Raw genomic sequence first — 15,790 nt, 5'->3', positions numbered from 1 at the left:
CCGGGAACTCGCATGGGTGTGGGGTGGGGCGGGGCTCGGTAGGCTGCAAGGGTGCACATCGAGGAGTGGCTGCAGACGATCCCGGCTGGGTGGCTGTGCGCTCTGGTCGGGCTGGTGATCGGGCTCGAGAGCCTCGGCATCCCGCTGCCCGGCGAGATCGTGCTCGTCAGCGCCGCGCTGCTGTCCGCCAAGGGCGTGGTGAGCCCCGTCTGGGTGGCCGTGTGCGCGAGTGCGGGGGCGATCATCGGCGACTCGATCGGCTACATGATCGGCCGCAAGGGGGGCAAGCCGCTGTTCGAGCGGCTGGGCAGGCGCTTCCCGAAGCACTTCGGACCCAAGCACATCGCCAAGGGCGAGCACTACTTCCACCGGTTCGGCGTGTGGGCGGTGTTCGTGGGCCGCTTCATCGCGCTGCTGCGGATCCTGGCCGGGCCGCTGGCGGGCGCGCTGCGCATGCCGTACTGGAAGTTCCTGATCGCGAACGTCCTGGGCGGCATCGTCTGGGCGTCGGGCACCACGGCGGCGCTGTTCTACCTGGGGCAGGCGGCCGACCGGTGGCTGAAGGGCTTCTCGTGGGTGGGGCTGGCGGTGGCGGTGCTGTTCGGCATCGGCACCACCTGGTTCCTCAAGCGGCGGGCCGCCTCAGCGCTCGATGAGGGTGACCTCGAGGGAGTAGTGCGAGGCCCGATAGACGTGTGAGCCGTGCTCGACGGCGCGTCCCTGGTCGTCGTAGGTGGTGCGGATCATCGTCAGCAGCGGCGCGCCCCGCCGCTCCTCGAGCAGCTTGGCCTCGGCCGGGCTGGCGGCGCGGGCGCCGATGCGCTGGTTGGCGACCCGCATGCGCACGCCCGCCCCGCGCAGCAGGTCGTACAGCCCGCGGCGCTCCAGATCCTCGGCGGTGAAGGTGGCCAGGCCGATCGGCAGCCAGTTGTGCATGACGGCCAGCGGCTCCCCGCCGGCGAAGCGCAGCCGCTCCAGGTGCAGGATCTGGCTGCCGGTCTCGACGCCCAGGACGGCGGCGATCTCCTCCTCGGCGGGGCGCGGCTCGAGCGTCAGCACCCGGGTGGCAGGCTCCTGCCCGGTGCGGCGCAGGTCGTCGTAGAGGCTGGTCAGCTCGACCGAGCGCTTGACCTGCCCGTGCACGACCTGGGTGCCGACGCCGCGCTTGCGCACGAGCAGTCCCTTGTCCACGAGATACTGAATCGCCTGACGGATGGTCGGCCGCGACAGGCCGAGCTTGTCGGCGAGCAGGATCTCGTTGTCGAGCCGGGATCCCGGCGCCAGATCGCCTCGCCTGATCGCCTCGGCGATCTGCTCGGCCACCTGGAAGTAGAGCGGCACGGGGCTGGAGCGGTCCAGCTCGATCGCCAAGTTCGCGGTCATGCTGATCAGATTAACCGAGGTCAGAATGTCCTGACAAATATCTCGCACAGCCCACTTGTCTGACCATCCCGTACGGCAGGCCGCCCCACCGGCCGCCCGCCACACTCCGGCTGAGGACCCGCGCCCGGCGCGACCGGCGAGTCGGTGACGGTGGCCCGCCGCGACGACTCCGCCCTGGGCGCGGCTCACAGGACTCCAGGGAGCTCCGTCAGGGACGTGATGCGAGCAAACCCGTCAGGCCCCGCAAGGACGGAATGCCGGTCCAGCCAGACCGACCCCATCCCCACGGCGGCGGGCCCGATGACGTCCTTGGCGATGTCGTCCCCCACCAGCACGACCTCCTCAGGAGCCAGCCCCAGCGCCTCGGCCGCGCCCGCGTAGGCCTCCGGAGACGGCTTGTAGTGCCCGCCCAGCAGCTCACCCGTCAGCACCGGCCCGACCCGCCCCTCCAGCCCGATGGCGCGGACCTTGTCCTCCTGCATCGACTGCCCGCCGTTGGTCAGCACGCCGAGCCGCAGCCCCCGCACCGAAGCGACGCCCGCCGCCGCGTCGGGGTAGGGCACCCAGTTGCGCCGATAGTGGACGGCGTAGGAGGCGAAGGCGGTGTCCACGTCGGCGGGCACGTCCAGCCCGAACTCACGGCAGAACGCCGTCACCCGCCGCCGGCGCTGCGCCTGCCACGTGCACTCGCCCGCGTGCCAGGCCGCCAGATGCGGCTCCTCCAGCGCCTCCCACGAGGCTGGGGCCTCGGCGAGCCGCGGATGGCCGGGCGCCCGCGCCTCCAGCCAGGCCGAGATCGCCGCGTTGGCGGCGGCACGGTGGTCCAGCAGGGTTCCGTCGAGGTCGAAAAGGAGGCCTTTGATCACCCCAACAGTCTGGCGGTCGCTCCACCGGGACCAGTGCCCGCCCCTGCGAGGCACGGGTTTCCGGCGTATGCATTCATCACCAATCCGCAGGGTGGCAATAGTGCAGCAACCCCGCCATCATGGCAACTTACTGGATTTGCGCATCTGGGGGGCGTATGCATGTGGTGGGGGAGCGGCTGGCGGAACTGCGCCGGACAGCGGGCCTGTCCGTCAGGGCGGCCGCGAGCGCCGCGGGGGTGAACCTGTCGACGATCTACCGCATCGAGCACGGCCTGGTCGCGCCGCGCGAGGCCACCGTCCGCGCCCTGCTGGCCAGGTACGGCGTGCCGGACGCGACACCGCTGCTGCGGCTCCTGCGCGGCGAGCGCGCCCCGGCCTGGTACGACGCCCCCGACGTCCCGCTCCACCTCGTCGAGGAACTCGCCCTGGAGCAGCAGGCCCAGGTCCTCTACACCTACGGCACGCACTACGTCCCGCCGTGGCTGCAGACCCCCGCCTACACCGCCGCCGTGCACCCCGGCGCGGAGACCCTCACGCAGCGCAGGCAGGAGGAGCTGGACGGCAGGCACCTGTGGGCGATCCTCGACCACGCGGCCCTGGCCGATCCGCCGCTGACTGGCGCCGACGACCGTCGCGAGCTGCTGGAGGCCGTCCAGGCCGCGGCCAAGCAGCCGCACATCGCGGTCCAGATCGCCCGCCCGAGCGCGCAGACGGGCCTGCTGCACACGGGCCCGCCGTTCACGCTGCTGCGCTTCGCCGAGCGGGACCGGCCGGACGAGCTGGTCCTGCACCTGCCCGCCGGTCCGGTCCTGGTGGCGGATCCCGGGCAGGTGGAGTCGCACCATCTGGTGTTCGCCCGGCTGAGCCTGGCGGCCTTCCGCGTCAAGGAGACCTTCGACGTGGTGAACGCGATCCGCGAGACATGACGGCGCAGGATCGGACAGGATGCCGCATGTGGAGTTGGATCGGGTCAGCCAGGCGCGCATGTACGACGCCGCCCAGGGTGGCAAGCAGAACTTCAGCGCCGACCGCGAGGCGCTGCGGCTGTCCGAGGAGATCAGCACCGACGCCGGCAACGCGCTCATCGCCCACCACCAGCACGTCCACCGCGTGGTCCGTCACCTGGCCCTGACTGGTCTCGACCAGTTCGTGCTGTACGGCACGGGCCTGCCCAGCACCGGCCTGGCCCACCAGAGCATCCACGCGGCCTGCCCGACGGCGCGCGTGGTCTACGCCGAGCAGGACACGTTCATGCTCGCGCACGCCGAGGCGACCGTCGGCAGGACCAGCGATCTGGTCAGGATCGTCTCCTGCGACCTGGCCGCCCCGGCGGACCTGCTCGACGACCCGATGGTGCGCACGTTCGTGGACTGGCGGCAGCCGGTCGTCGTCGGCCTGCTGGCCGTCCACTCGATCCCGCCGGACGACATCGGGCAGCTGACGCGGTTACGCGCGGCCATGGCGCCTGGCAGTCACCTGTGGATCACCGCGCTGAGCCTGGACGGGTACGGCCCCACGGTGCGCGAGGAGGTGCTGCGCAGCCACGAGAGGCTCGGCTTCACGATCCACTTCCGCACCTCAGGACAGGTGGTGGAGCTCTTCGACGGCCTGGACCTGCTGGAGCCGGGGCTGGTGTGGGCCACGCAGTGGCGCCCCGACGGCACCGAGGTGGCCATGGCCCCCGAATGCTCGGCCTGGCTCTGCGGGGTCGGCCGCTTACCCGCGGGCTAGGCCAGCCTGCCGTACATGGGCGATCATGACCTGCTCGGCCTCGGCTCCGTCACCGGCCTGCAGGGCGGCGAGGATGCGTTCGTGCGCGTCGAGCTGGCGGCGCGCCTGCTCCGGATCGAGCCAGAGTGAGGCGGAGGCCGGCACGGGGAAGCTGTTGCGCACCGCGCGGGCATGCTGGCCGAGGAAGGCGGGCCCGCCGATGTCGGCGATGGCCAGGTGGAAATCGCGGGACTTGTCGCCCAGCCCTTCCAGGGCGCCGCCGGCCAGGTCCGCGGCCATCGACGCGTGCAGCGCGCGCAGGGACTCCAGCTGCGGGGCGGTGATGCGGGAGGCGGCGAGCCGGGCGCCGAGCCCCTCGACGACCGCCCGCACGCCGTAGAACTCCTCCAGGGCCTCGGGCCCGAGGTCGACGACCGTGGCTCCGTGGTGCGGCTCGTAGCTGATCAGCCGGTCCTTCTCCAGCCGCCGCAGCGCTTCCCGCACGGGCGTGACGGAGACCCCGAGCCGCTCGGCGACGGCCGCCGCGCGCAGGGCGGTGCCGCCGGGGATGCGCGCGGTGCGGATCTCCTCCAGCAGGACGCTGTAGACGTAGTCCGCCTTACTCAGCCACATCTTATAAGTTATAGCACTATGACGAGTTTGGCGGGCCTGACGGTGATCGACGCCGCGACGCTGTTCGCGGGTCCTTCTGCCGCGATGATGCTGGGCGACTTCGGCGCCGACGTGATCAAGATCGAGCACCCGCGCAGGGGTGACCCCTCACGCGGGCACGGCGCTGCGGTCGACGGCGTGGGGCTGTGGTGGAAGACGCTGTCGCGCAACAAGCGGGCCGTGGCGCTCGACCTGTCGCAGGAGCAGGGGCAGGAGATCCTGCGCCGGCTGGCCGAGGGCGCCGACGTGCTGATCGAGAACTTCCGTCCCGGCACGCTGGAGCGCTGGGGCCTGGACCCGCAGGATCTGCTCGACAGGAACCCGCGGCTGATCGTGGCGCGGATGACCGGGTTCGGGCAGTTCGGGCCGATGGCCAGGCAGCCGGGGTTCGGCACGCTGGCCGAGGCGATGAGCGGGTTCGCCGCGATGACCGGCCAGCCCGACGGGCCGCCCACGCTGCCGCCGCTGGCGCTGGCCGACGGCATCGCCGGGCTGGCCATGGCCTACGCCGTCATGGTCGCCCTGCACGCCCGCGAGAGCACCGGCCGCGGCCAGGTGATCGACCTGGCCATCATCGAGCCGATCCTGGGCCTGCTCGGCCCCCAGATGACGGCCTACAAGGCGCTCGGCGTGGTCCCGCAGCGCACCGGCAACCGTTCGAGCAGCAACGCGCCACGCAACACCTACCGCACCCGCGACGGCCGCTGGCTGGCGATCTCCACCAGCGCCCAGCCCGTCGCCGAGCGCGTGGTCACCCTGGTCGGCCGCCCCGACCTGGTCCGGCAGCCGTGGTTCGCGACCGGCGCGGGCCGGGTCGAGCACGTCGACGAGCTGGACGAGGCGGTGGCGAGCTGGATCGGCGAGCGCGACGCCGACGAGGTGATCGCGGCCTTCGAGGCTGCTCAGGCCGCCATCGCGCCGATCTACAATGTAAAGGACATCGCCGTGGATCCGCAGTACGTGGCGCTGAACACCTTCGTCGAGCTCCCCGACGAGGAGCTCGGCCAGATCACCATGCAGAACGTGCTGTTCCGCATGTCGGACACGCCGGGCGAGGTCCGCTGGCCGGGCCGCAGCCTGGGCCACGACACCGACGAGGTGCTGGGCGGGCTCGGGCTGGCGGCGGAGGAGATCGCGAAGCTGCGCGAGGCCGGGGTGATCGCATGACCATCCCCGTGACCTGGCTGTATGTGCCGGGTGACCGGCCCGAGCGGTTCGCCAAGGCGGTCGCCTCCGGCGCCGACGTGGTCATCATCGACCTGGAGGACGCCGTCGCCCCCGAACGCAAGGACGAGGCACTGGCCAATGTCCTTGCCTACCTGCCGGGGGAGGGAAAGATCCATGTGCGCGTCAACGACCTGACCACCGCCCGCGGCCGCGCCGACGTGGCCGCGCTGGCCGGCGCGCCCGGCCTGGCCGGGATCAGGGTGCCCAAGGTCGAGTCCGTGCGGGTGCTCGACGTGGCGCCGATGCCGGTGCACGCGCTGTTGGAGTCGGCCGCCGGCATCGTCAACGCCGCCGAGATCGCCGCCCATCCCGGCGTGGCGGGCCTGGCGCTGGGCGAGCAGGACCTGGCGGCCGAGCTGTCGATCACCGACGGGCGGGCCATGGACCACCTGCGGCTGCAGGTCGTGCTCGCCGCCGCCGCGGCCGGCCTGCCGCCGGTGGCGATGTCGGTCTACCCGAACGTCCGCGACGACGCGGGCCTGCTGGCCTCCTGTACGGCGGGCCGCGCGCTCGGCCTGTTCGGCAGGAGCGCCATCCATCCCCGCCAGGTCCCGCTCATCCGGCAGGCCTTCCGTCCCACCGACGAGGAGGCCGCCCGCGCGCTGGAGATCGTCCAGGCCGCAGAGGAGTCGGGCCGGGCGGCCTTCGCGCTGGCGGACGGCCGTTTCGTGGACGCGCCGGTGCTGGCCAGGGCCCGCCGTACCGTCGAACTACACCGGCAGCTCGGCTAGCGGGATGCGTTCGAAGGCGATCTGCTCGTAGGGGCCGCGCTCGCCGGTCTCGTAGAGCAGGCCGAGGGTGTGGTCGTCCAGGCGGGCCAGGTCGGAGTAGGCGGCGGGCCGCTGCGAGACGGTGTGGACGGGCTTCCAGCTCTGGCCGGCGTCCCTGCTGGCGCGGATCGTCATCACCCTGCGCGCGGCGGGATCGGCCGGGCCCGAGTACAGCAGCAGGTCGGCGTCCCAGGCGAGCACGCTGCCCTCGACGACCGGGCCCACCAGGTCGGGCTGGGGCAGGAAGGGCCGCTCCAGGCTCTGGCCGCCGTCTGCGGAGTAGGCGTCGGCGCGCGTGCCGGGCAGCGGGGAGTCGGAGCGGGCGTTGACGTAGACCCGGCCGTCGGCCAGCTCGGCGGCGGTGCTCTCGTTGACGTGGGAGGGGCCGTCGTCGACGTAGCCCAGCCGCCAGGTCGCGCCGCCGTCGTCGCTGAGCAGCGCGTGGCCGCCGTCGTGGTGGTCGGGCGGCGCCGAGTGGTTGCCCGGCACCACGATACGGGCGTCGGACAGCTGGATGGCGTGGCCGGGCGTGGTGGCGTACCAGCCCCAGGCCGGGTCCTTCACACTCGCGGTGATCTCCCTGGCCGCCGACCAGCTGAGCCCGTCGTCGGCGCTGTCCTGGACGAACACGCGCCGCACGTCCAGGCCGCGCCGGATGCGCTTCTCGGTGGCGGTGGCCGCGTTGGTGACGAACACCAGCACGATGCGGCCGTCGCCGGTGACGACGGGGGCGGGGTTGCCCGCGGTGCCGCCGGCGGGCTCGGTGGCCACGACCTCCAGCGGCCCCCACGTGGCGCCCAGGTCGGGGGAGCGCTTGAGCACCAGGTCGATGTGGCCGGAGTCGCCGGCCGAGTCGTGCCTGCCCTCGGCGAAGGCCAGCAGCGTCCCCGCGCGTGTCAGCACGAGCGCCGGGATGCGGAAGGTGTGGTAGCCGTCGGTGCCCGCTTGGAAGACAGTCATCGCGCCAGGCTAGGCACGGCGGGTGAACTCAGGGTGTCCAGCGGGCCGCCAGTTCGCCCGCGTCCGGCGCGGGTCCCGGCAGGGGGCTGGTGTTGGGCGGCAGCCGCAGCCCGTCCAGGATCATCGCCAGGTGCCGGTGGCGGATCTGCATGGTCCGCTCGTGGTCGCCCAGCTTGATCGAGGCCAGCTCCTCGAAGATCAGCGAGATGTCGGCAGCCGTGACGTCGGCGCGCAGCACGCCCGCCTCGATCGTGCGCTCGTGCACCCGCGTGCCCAGCTCCTCGGCCCGGCGGGCGTCGCCGTAGAGCTCCGCGGTCGGCGTGAACGTGCCCGCCAGCGCGATCGTCAGCGAGCTGGTGTCGGCGTCGACCAGGTCGCGCATGAAGGTGGCGAACGACTCCCACGGGTCGCCGTGGTCGGCCAGCGCCTTCTCGGCACAGGCGATGTAGCGCTTGAGCCCGTCGCCGCACAGCTTCTGCAACAGGGCGTCCTTGCTGGCGTAGCGTCGGTAGAGGGCGCTGATGCCCACGCCGGCACGCTCGGCGACGGCAGCGATGGGGGCTCCGGGGTCGGCGGTGAAGACCTCCCTGGCAGCCGTGAGAATCAGCTCGTCGTTGCGCGCGGCCTGAGCCTTGCGGCCGCTCATCGGTGTGGTAGTCATGATCCCAGTATAGGGGAACGAATAATTCCGTTCTAGTGGGTACTTAGTCCTCATGTCTATACAAAGTGTTGACATTGATGTAGAACCAGGCCAAGCCCGTAGGTCACGGAGGTACCGGATGAAACGAACCTCGATCGCGCTGGTCCTGCTCGGGGCGCTGGCCCTGAGCGGCTGCTCCTCCTCCGGAGGCGGCGGCGCGACCGCCAGCCAGCCGGCCTCGGCCGGCTCCGCACCGGCGGCAGGCGGCAACAGCGCCACCTTCGCCGTCATCACCCACGGCGGACCGGGCGACTCGTTCTGGGACGTGGTCAAGAACGGCGCCGAGGCCGCGGGCAAGCAGTACGGCGTCAAGGTCACCTACCAGGGCGACGGCGACCCCGGCAAGCAGTCGCAGCTCATCGACCAGGCCGTGTCGGAGAAGGTGGACGGCATCGTGGTTTCGATGGCCAACCCCGACGCGCTCAAGGAGGCCATCGGCAAGGCGGTCGCCGCCAAGATCCCGGTGATCACCATCAACTCCGGCCTCGACAAGTCCAAGGAGTTCGGCGCCATCACCCACGTCGGACAGTCCGAGGACGTGGCCGGCCGCGGCGCGGGCGAGCAGCTCAAGGCCGCCGGGGTCACCAAGCTGCTGTGCGTCATCCACGAGGCCGGCAATGTCGGGCTCGACCAGCGCTGCAAGGGCGCGCAGGAAACACTCGGCGGCACGGTCGAGCGCCTGCAGGTCGACGTCGGCAACCTGGCCGACGTGAGCTCCAAGGTGACGGCCAAGCTGCAGTCCGACAAGTCCATCAACGGCGTGCTGGCGCTGAACCCGGCGGTGGCCATCGCCGCCCGCGACGCCATCAAGGACGCCGGCTCGCAGGCCAAGCTCGCCACCTTCGACCTGTCGGGCGACGTGGTGACGGCCATCAAGGCCGGTGAGATCCTGTTCGCCGTCGACCAGCAGCAGTACCTGCAGGGCTACCTGCCGATCACGTTCCTGCTGCTGTACAAGAACAACCTCAACACCGTCGGCGGCGGCCTGCCCGTCAACACCGGCCCAGGCTTCGTGACCAAGGACAACGCCGAGCAGGTCGCCAAGCTCGCAGAAGCGGGTACCAGATGACCACTGCGACGGCAGACGAGCGTCTGGCCAGGGTCGGGCTGCTGCGGCGGCTGCTGATCCGGCCCGAGCTGGGCGCGGTCGTCGGCGCGATCGTGGTGTTCGCCTTCTTCGCCGGCCAGTCGGAGGTGTTCCGCTCGCCCAGCGGCATCGCCAACTGGCTGGACCCGGCGGCCACGCTCGGCATCATGGCGGTGGCCATCGCGCTGCTGATGATCGGCGGCGAGTTCGACCTGTCGGCCGGCGTGATGACCGGCACCACCGGGCTGATCCTGGTGACGCTGGCCACCCGCTACGGCTTCAACGTCTGGCTGGCCATGCTGGCCGGCCTGGTCGTGGCGCTGGCCGTCGGATACGCCAACGGGCTGATGGTGACCAGGACCAGGCTGCCCAGCTTCATCGTCACGCTGGGCACCTTCCTGATGCTGCAGGGCATCAACCTGGGTGTGACCAAGGTGCTGACCGGCACGGTGCAGGTCAGCGGGCTGGCCAGGGCCTCCGGGTTCGACAGCGCGCGGGCGCTGCTCGCGGGCACGATCGAGATCGGCGGCACCTCCTACCGGGTGGCGATCCTGTGGTGGCTGGCGATCACGGCGCTGGCCACCTGGGTGCTGATGCGCTCCAGGGCCGGCAACTGGATCTTCGCGGTGGGCGGCAATGAGCAGGCCGCGCGGGCGGTGGGCGTGCCGGCCAGCCGTACGAAGATCGCGCTGTTCATGACGACGTCGGGCGCGGCGTGGCTGGTCGGGTCGATCATGGCGCTGCGCTACACCTCGGTGCAGGCCAACATCGGCATCGGGCAGGAGTTCATCTACATCATCGCCGCCGTCATCGGCGGCTGCCTGCTCACCGGCGGGTACGGCTCGGCCATCGGGGCGGCCATCGGCGCGGTGATCTTCGGGATGGCCGACAAGGGCATCGTGTTCCTCGGCTGGGACGCCGACTGGTTCAAGTTCTTCCTGGGCGCCATGCTGCTGCTGGCGACCCTGGCCAACCGCCTGGTCAGGCGGTATGCCGAGGAGGTGAGACATTGATCATCGAGACCCGGTCGATCGGCAAGACCTTCGGCTCGGTGCTTGCCCTTCGCGAGGTGTCGATGGGGGTGGAGGCCGGCAGGGTGACCTGCGTCCTGGGCGACAACGGCGCCGGCAAGTCCACCCTCATCAAGATCCTCGCAGGGGTGCACCAGCACGACACGGGCGCCTTCCTCGTCGACGGCGCCGAGGTGCGCTTCGCCAGCCCGCGCGAGGCGCTGGATCGCGGCATCGCCACCGTCTACCAGGACCTGGCGATGATCCCGCTGATGTCGGTGTGGCGGAACTTCTTCCTCGGCTCCGAGCCGCGCAAGGGGCTGGCCTTCGACGTGGCCAAGGCGCGCAGGGTGGCCCGCGAGGAGCTGCGCGCGATGGGCATTGACATCCGCGACGTCGACCAGCCCGTCGGCACGCTGTCTGGCGGCGAGCGGCAGTCAGTGGCCATCGCCCGCGCCGTCTACTTCGGCGCCCGGGTGCTCATCCTGGACGAGCCCACCTCGGCGCTCGGCGTCAAGCAGGCAGGGGTGGTCCTGCGCTACATCGCCAGGGCCCGCGACCGCGGCCTCGGGGTGGTCTTCATCACCCACAACCCGCACCACGCCTACCCGGTGGGCGACCGGTTCCTGCTGCTCAACAGGGGCACCAGCCTCGGCGAGTACGGCAAGGCGGACATCACCCGCGAGGAGCTCACGACCCTCATGGCCGGCGGGGCCGAACTGGAGGAGCTGGCGCACGAGCTCGACCGCGAATGAGATCTACATTGTAAAGGCGCTGCAACGGGTCCGATGGTGCTAGCCTAATTTCGAAACGCAGGTATCGAAATTGGGAGGCACCGGTGCGGGGCAGGCCACGCGATGCCGGGGTGGACGAGCGCGTGCTGCGCGAGGCCGCCCTGATGCTGCTGGCCGAGGGGTACGGCGGGCTGTCGTGCGAGGCGGTGGCCGAGCGCGCCGGCGTGGCCAAGACCACGCTGTACCGGCGCTGGCCGACCAAGGACCACCTGGCCGTGGCCGTGGTGGCCCGGCTGCAGGACGGCGACCTCATCAGCGAGACCGGCGACATCCGGCGCGACCTGACCGACTACATGGAGCAGATCGCGGCCGGGCTGAACCGGATGCGGCTGGCCGGCCGTACCGACGACGACCCCTGGTATCCGGGCGCGGCGGCCGAGCTGGTCGGGGCGGCGGGCCGGCATCGTGACATCGCCCGGCTGGGCCGCGAGGTCTACGCGCGGCGCAACGCGCTGGCCGTGGGGCTGATCGAGCGCGCGATGGCCAGGGGCGACCTGCCGGCCGGCCTCGACCCGCACACCCTGCTCGAACAACTGGCGGGAGCGCTGTACTACCGCGTGCTGATCACCGGTGATCCCGTGAACAGGACCTACGCCGAGAAGCTGGTCGCCTCGGCGCTGGCGCACATCTGAAAGGAACCGACTCCATGTCGATCGTGGACCCCAAGGCGGCGGTCATCCGCCTGCCCGACGCCGAAGTGCTGCAGGGCCCGGCCAACACCGGCAGGCTGCTGCTGGACTCCAGCTCGACCGGCGGCGCGCTGAGCGCCGTGCGGATGACGCTGACCGAGGGCGCCAACGGCGCGGTGCCCCACCGGCACACCACCGCCAGCGAGCTGTTCTTCCTGATCGACGGCACGCTCCAGGTGCTGGCCGGGCAGGACGTGCTCACCCTGGAGGCCGGAGATCTGGCGGTGGTGCCGCCCAACATGGACCACGCCTTCGCCGCGGCGCCGGGCGCGCCGGCCGATCTGCTGATCGTGGTCACGCCGGGGATCGAGCGCTTCGACTACTTCCGGCTGCTGGCGCGGCTGCAGAAGGGAGAGGCGAGCCTGGAGGAGCTGCTGGAGTCGCAGGAGCGCTTCGACAACCACTTCGTCGACTCGCCCGTCTGGACCGAGGCGCGCGCGTGACAGTGAATCTACATTGTAAAGGGCCTCGGACTTTTGACTATCAGTAAGCCTCACTTACCCTGAGCGATAAGGGCGACCTGCACAACCTCAGCGACGAGGGCAGGGCGCCGGGCACAGGGGATCCGGGAGGGGGCGGCTTTATGGTGCGGCGATATCTCGCACCCCCCTCCGAGGAGGTCCCATGACCGCCGTCGAAACCCGCACGCTCCCCATCGGGGCTGCGTTCGACCGGATGCCCTTCACCCGCCGGCACGTGCTCATCGCGCTGGCGCTGTTCATCGCGTTCGTCATCGAGTCGTGGGAGCAGCTCGCGCTCATCTACGTCTCCGGCGACCTGAGCAGCGCCTTCGGCATCGACGAGGCCGGGGTCGGCGTGGTGCTGTCGGCCGTGGCGTTCGGCATGATCCCCGGCGTCCTGGTGTGGGGCCCGGTGGCCGACCGCATCGGGCGCAAGCCCGCCAGTTTCTGGTCGCTGCTGGCCTACGGGGTGATCGCGTTCGCGTCGGCGTTCGCGCCGAACATGGCCACGCTGGTGACGTTGCGGGTGCTGTCGGGGCTGGCGCTGGCTGGCATCTACACGATCACGTTCCCGTACTTCCTCGAACTGCTGCCTACCAGGCAGCGCGGCAAGGCCGCCGTCTACCTGTCGATCGGCTGGCCGATCGGCATGCTGGCCGCGATCGCCGCCTCGGTGCTGCTGGGTGGGCTGGGCTGGCACGTGGTGGTCCTGGCCAGCGCCGCCGCCGGGCTGTGGGCGTTCGCGATCAAGGCGTGGGTGCCTGAGTCGCCGTACTGGCTGGTGGCGCGCGGGCGGCAGGACGAGGCCGGCGCGGTGCTGCGGGAGCTGGGCAGCCCGGACGCCGAGGCCAGGTTCACGATCGCGCACGAGCGGGTGGGCAATCCGCTCGACCTGTTCCGCGGCAGGCTCGCCAAGATCACGGTCGTGATGCTGGTGCTGAACTTCGCCTTCAACTGGGGTTACTGGGGTCTGCAGACCTGGCTGCCGACGCTGCTGCAGGAGAAGGGGCTTTCGCTGTCGGCCTCGCTGGGCTTCGCGGCGCTGAGCGCGCTGATGATGATCCCGGGTTACGTGTCGGCGTCGCTGCTGACGGCGAGGTTCGGGCGCAAGAAGGTCTTCCTGGTCTACGTGGTGGCGGCGGTGCTGGGCGGGCTGTGGTTCGCCACGGCGGGCTCGACCTGGCAGCTGTATGCGGGCAACTTCGTGCTGTCGTTCTTCAGCCTGGGCGCCTGGGGCGTGTGGAACACCTGGAACGGTGAGTTCTACCCGACCGCGCTGCGCGGCACCGGCTACTCGTGGGCGACGGCGGCGCAGCTGGTGGCCACGACGGTGGCGCCTTCGGCGGTGGGGGCGCTGCTGGCGCACGCCACCGGGTTCACCACGACCATGCTGGTCATCAACGCGTTCATGGTGGCCACGGCGCTGCTGGCGGTGCCGCTGCCCGAGACGGAAGGTCGCGAGCTGGAGTGATCCTGGGCGTCGCCTACGGCGGGCCGTCACCGGTGGTGGCGGCTGTGCGCGCGGGCGTCCTGCTGCGCACCTGGCAAGGCTCTTCCGGTACGGCGGGCGCGGCGTTCGGCGTCCCTGCGCGGGTGTGGCGCTCGGCCAGGGCCGCGTGCGTTGCGATGGACCTGGAGCAGGCGCCGCGGGCGCGGGTGGCGGTGATCAGGATCGGTGGGCCCTGCCCGCCGTCGCTGGGGCCGCCGGGCGGGTCCGGGGTGGCGACGATCGTGCGGGGCGGGCACAGCCTGACGGGGCGGCAGCTGGCGCCGCTGGACACCGAGGCGGTGCGGAGCTTCGCCGCCGGGTGCGGCCTTGCCCGTTTCGCGGTGACGGCGGTGGGCTCGCCGGTGACCTCCGATCACGAGCTGGCCGCGGCCGAGGTGGTCGCCGCGGCGGTGCCCGGGGCGCGGATCACCCTGTCGTATGAGTTCTCGCGGGCGGGGCTGCGTGAGCGGGAGGACACCGCGGTGCTGAACGCGGCGCTGGGGCCGGAGGCGTGGCGGCTGGCCGACGAGATCGAGCGCGAGTTGCCCGGGCTGCCGCTGTACTTCGCGCGGTCGGCGGGCGGGCTGGTGTCGGCGCACTATTTCCGGCGCTATCCGCTGGTCTGCTATCGGGGGCTGAGTGCCGGCGCCGCCCGCGGTGATGAGGCGCAGGGGCCGATGGTGGCGGCGGCGTACGGCGCGGCGCTGGCCGGGCCGGCGGCCGAGGTGGAGCGGATCGTGCTGGCGCGTGGGCGGGCCGAGCTGGACAGGGCTTTGCGGGAGGCGCGGGAGGAGGCGCTGACGCGGGTGGTGAGCGCCGGGGCGGTGCCCGGGTCCGCGCATATCTCCTCCTCCACGGTCAACCCGTTGTCGTACCTGCCGGACGGGTTGTATCGGGTGCGGGTGACGGCCGACGGGGCGACCCCGTGATCGATTCTGTCGCGTTGGCGGCGCTGGCGGCCGGGTCTCGGCTGTTCGCGACGGGGGCGGCCGAGGCGTCGTTCCGGGTGGCGCTGGACTGGGCGGGCGCGGTGATCGGCGAGGGTGTGGCGCTGGTGCGGGCCGAGGACCTGCCTGCGGACACCCTGTGCGTGGCGATCTCGCTGGTCGGCTCGACCACGGCGCTGGGCGAGCAACTGCCGGCGGGTGAGGAGCCGGCGCGAGCCGTACGGGCGCTCGAGCGGTGGCTGGGGGTGCGGGTGGGCGCGGTCGTGGCGCTGAACCTGGCCGCGGAGAACGCGCTGCTGCCGCTGGTGGCCGCGGCGACGGCCGGGGTGCCGCTGGTGGACGGCGACGGGACCGGGCGGGTGTTTCCGCTGGTGGAGCAGACGACGTACACGCTGGGCGGGGTGTCGGCGGCGCCGCTGGCGATGGCCGGTCCGTCGGGTGAGCTGGCGTTGCTGGAGACGGCGCCGGATCGGGTGGAGGACCTGGTGCGGCCGCTGGTGCTGTCGATGGGCGGGTGGGCGGCGGCGGCCTGTTATCCGATGGCGGCGCGGGATCTGGCGCGGGTGCAGGTGCCGGGGACGGTGAGCCGGTTGCTCGAGGCGGGGGTGGCGGGCGCGGATCGGTCGGTGGCCGCGCCGTACGGCGTGCGGATGCTGTGCAGGGGACAGATCACAGCGGTGGAGGGCAGCACCGGGCACGGGCTGGACGTGGCGCTGCCGTCGCTGCCGTCGAGCATCGTGGTGCGCGAGTCGGAGGGGTTGCGGCGGCTGGTGCGGCTCGAGGCGCACAACGAGATCGTGCTGGCGCTGGCCGACGGGGCGGCGGTGGCGATGGCGCCGGACCAGATCTGCATGATCTCGGCCGCCGACGGGGTGGTGGTGGACGTGGACAAGGCGGGGCCCGGCATGGAGGTCGAGGTCATGGTGGTGCGGGCGGCCCCGGTGTGGCACACCGAGCGGGGACAGGCGCTGGGCGGGGTGCGGGCGTTCGGGATCCCGCTGTGAGGCCGCCCGGGTGGGAGGCGC

At 71.8% G+C, this 15,790-nt stretch carries 18 protein-coding genes; 13 read left to right on the top strand and 5 right to left on the bottom strand.

Going from position 1 to position 15,790, the window contains the following annotated elements:
- Positions 1-51: 51 nt before the first annotated feature.
- Complete coding sequence (locus tag ACIBHX_RS14670) at positions 52-699, top strand: DedA family protein (protein WP_397067561.1); 648 nt, start codon at positions 52-54, stop codon at positions 697-699.
- Here ACIBHX_RS14670 and ACIBHX_RS14665 read toward each other — a convergent pair.
- On the bottom strand, positions 643-1,383 hold the full coding sequence (locus ACIBHX_RS14665) for a GntR family transcriptional regulator (RefSeq protein WP_397067560.1): 741 nt from the start codon (positions 1,381-1,383) through the stop codon (positions 643-645). The two genes, ACIBHX_RS14670 and ACIBHX_RS14665, sit on opposite strands and share 57 nt — an antisense overlap.
- A 185-nt stretch (positions 1,384-1,568) precedes the next feature.
- Entirely contained in the window at positions 1,569-2,249 is a 681-nt protein-coding gene (locus ACIBHX_RS14660) for an HAD family hydrolase (protein ID WP_397067559.1), read from the bottom strand.
- A 155-nt stretch (positions 2,250-2,404) separates the two neighbouring features.
- On the opposite strand from ACIBHX_RS14660, the gene ACIBHX_RS14655 reads away from it, so the two are divergent.
- Positions 2,405-3,175, top strand: a complete 771-nt coding sequence (locus ACIBHX_RS14655; RefSeq protein WP_397067558.1) for a Scr1 family TA system antitoxin-like transcriptional regulator — start codon at positions 2,405-2,407, stop codon at positions 3,173-3,175.
- 28 nt (positions 3,176-3,203) lie between these two features.
- Positions 3,204-3,980 (top strand): SAM-dependent methyltransferase, encoded by a 777-nt coding sequence (locus ACIBHX_RS14650; protein WP_397067557.1) that lies wholly within the window; start codon positions 3,204-3,206, stop codon positions 3,978-3,980.
- Here the strand turns inward: ACIBHX_RS14650 and ACIBHX_RS14645 are convergent.
- Positions 3,966-4,592, bottom strand: coding sequence for a GntR family transcriptional regulator (locus ACIBHX_RS14645; RefSeq protein ID WP_397067556.1), 627 nt, complete (start codon positions 4,590-4,592; stop codon positions 3,966-3,968). The two genes, ACIBHX_RS14650 and ACIBHX_RS14645, sit on opposite strands and share 15 nt — an antisense overlap.
- An 18-nt stretch (positions 4,593-4,610) precedes the next feature.
- Between ACIBHX_RS14645 and ACIBHX_RS14640 the strand changes: the two genes are divergently transcribed.
- Complete coding sequence (locus ACIBHX_RS14640) at positions 4,611-5,798, top strand: CaiB/BaiF CoA transferase family protein (protein ID WP_397067555.1); 1,188 nt, start codon at positions 4,611-4,613, stop codon at positions 5,796-5,798.
- Positions 5,795-6,589: an HpcH/HpaI aldolase/citrate lyase family protein gene (locus tag ACIBHX_RS14635; RefSeq protein ID WP_397067554.1), complete on the top strand. Its 795-nt coding sequence runs from the start codon at positions 5,795-5,797 to the stop codon at positions 6,587-6,589. The genes ACIBHX_RS14640 and ACIBHX_RS14635 overlap by 4 nt, the downstream gene beginning before the upstream one ends.
- On the opposite strand, the gene ACIBHX_RS14630 is transcribed toward ACIBHX_RS14635, so the two are convergent.
- A complete protein-coding gene (locus ACIBHX_RS14630; RefSeq protein WP_397067553.1) occupies positions 6,569-7,588 on the bottom strand; it encodes an exo-alpha-sialidase in 1,020 nt (339 codons plus the stop codon). The genes ACIBHX_RS14635 and ACIBHX_RS14630 overlap by 21 nt on opposite strands.
- Before the next feature lie 28 nt (positions 7,589-7,616).
- Positions 7,617-8,249 (bottom strand): TetR/AcrR family transcriptional regulator, encoded by a 633-nt coding sequence (locus ACIBHX_RS14625; RefSeq protein ID WP_397067552.1) that lies wholly within the window; start codon positions 8,247-8,249, stop codon positions 7,617-7,619.
- A gap of 118 nt (positions 8,250-8,367) precedes the next feature.
- Here ACIBHX_RS14625 and ACIBHX_RS14620 point away from each other — a divergent pair, with 118 nt between their 5' ends.
- The 8 genes from ACIBHX_RS14620 to ACIBHX_RS14585 all read left to right on the top strand — a co-directional run bounded on the left by ACIBHX_RS14620 (position 8,368) and on the right by ACIBHX_RS14585 (position 15,769).
- Positions 8,368-9,357: a sugar ABC transporter substrate-binding protein gene (locus tag ACIBHX_RS14620; RefSeq protein WP_397067551.1), complete on the top strand. Its 990-nt coding sequence runs from the start codon at positions 8,368-8,370 to the stop codon at positions 9,355-9,357.
- Entirely contained in the window at positions 9,354-10,388 is a 1,035-nt protein-coding gene (locus ACIBHX_RS14615; protein WP_397067550.1) for an ABC transporter permease, read from the top strand. The genes ACIBHX_RS14620 and ACIBHX_RS14615 overlap by 4 nt, the downstream gene beginning before the upstream one ends.
- Positions 10,385-11,140: an ATP-binding cassette domain-containing protein gene (locus tag ACIBHX_RS14610; RefSeq protein ID WP_397067549.1), complete on the top strand. Its 756-nt coding sequence runs from the start codon at positions 10,385-10,387 to the stop codon at positions 11,138-11,140. The genes ACIBHX_RS14615 and ACIBHX_RS14610 overlap by 4 nt, the downstream gene beginning before the upstream one ends.
- A gap of 83 nt (positions 11,141-11,223) precedes the next feature.
- A complete protein-coding gene (locus tag ACIBHX_RS14605) occupies positions 11,224-11,811 on the top strand; it encodes a TetR/AcrR family transcriptional regulator (protein WP_397067548.1) in 588 nt (195 codons plus the stop codon).
- Positions 11,812-11,825: 14 nt separating this feature from the next.
- Positions 11,826-12,311, top strand: a complete 486-nt coding sequence (locus ACIBHX_RS14600) for a cupin domain-containing protein (RefSeq protein WP_397067547.1) — start codon at positions 11,826-11,828, stop codon at positions 12,309-12,311.
- Positions 12,312-12,492: 181 nt separating this feature from the next.
- Positions 12,493-13,800 (top strand): MFS transporter, encoded by a 1,308-nt coding sequence (locus ACIBHX_RS14595; protein ID WP_397067546.1) that lies wholly within the window; start codon positions 12,493-12,495, stop codon positions 13,798-13,800.
- Entirely contained in the window at positions 13,797-14,747 is a 951-nt protein-coding gene (locus ACIBHX_RS14590; protein ID WP_397067545.1) for a hypothetical protein, read from the top strand. Before ACIBHX_RS14595 ends, ACIBHX_RS14590 begins: the two co-directional genes overlap by 4 nt.
- Positions 14,744-15,769 (top strand): DUF917 domain-containing protein, encoded by a 1,026-nt coding sequence (locus tag ACIBHX_RS14585; RefSeq protein ID WP_397067544.1) that lies wholly within the window; start codon positions 14,744-14,746, stop codon positions 15,767-15,769. The genes ACIBHX_RS14590 and ACIBHX_RS14585 overlap by 4 nt, the downstream gene beginning before the upstream one ends.
- Positions 15,770-15,790 lie beyond the last annotated feature (21 nt).

Source organism: Nonomuraea sp. NPDC050536 (genome assembly GCF_044457685.1).
Classification (GTDB): Bacteria; Actinomycetota; Actinomycetes; order Streptosporangiales; family Streptosporangiaceae; genus Nonomuraea.
The sequence above is the reverse complement of the archived record's forward strand: the minus strand, read 5'-3'. Positions and strand labels throughout refer to the sequence as shown.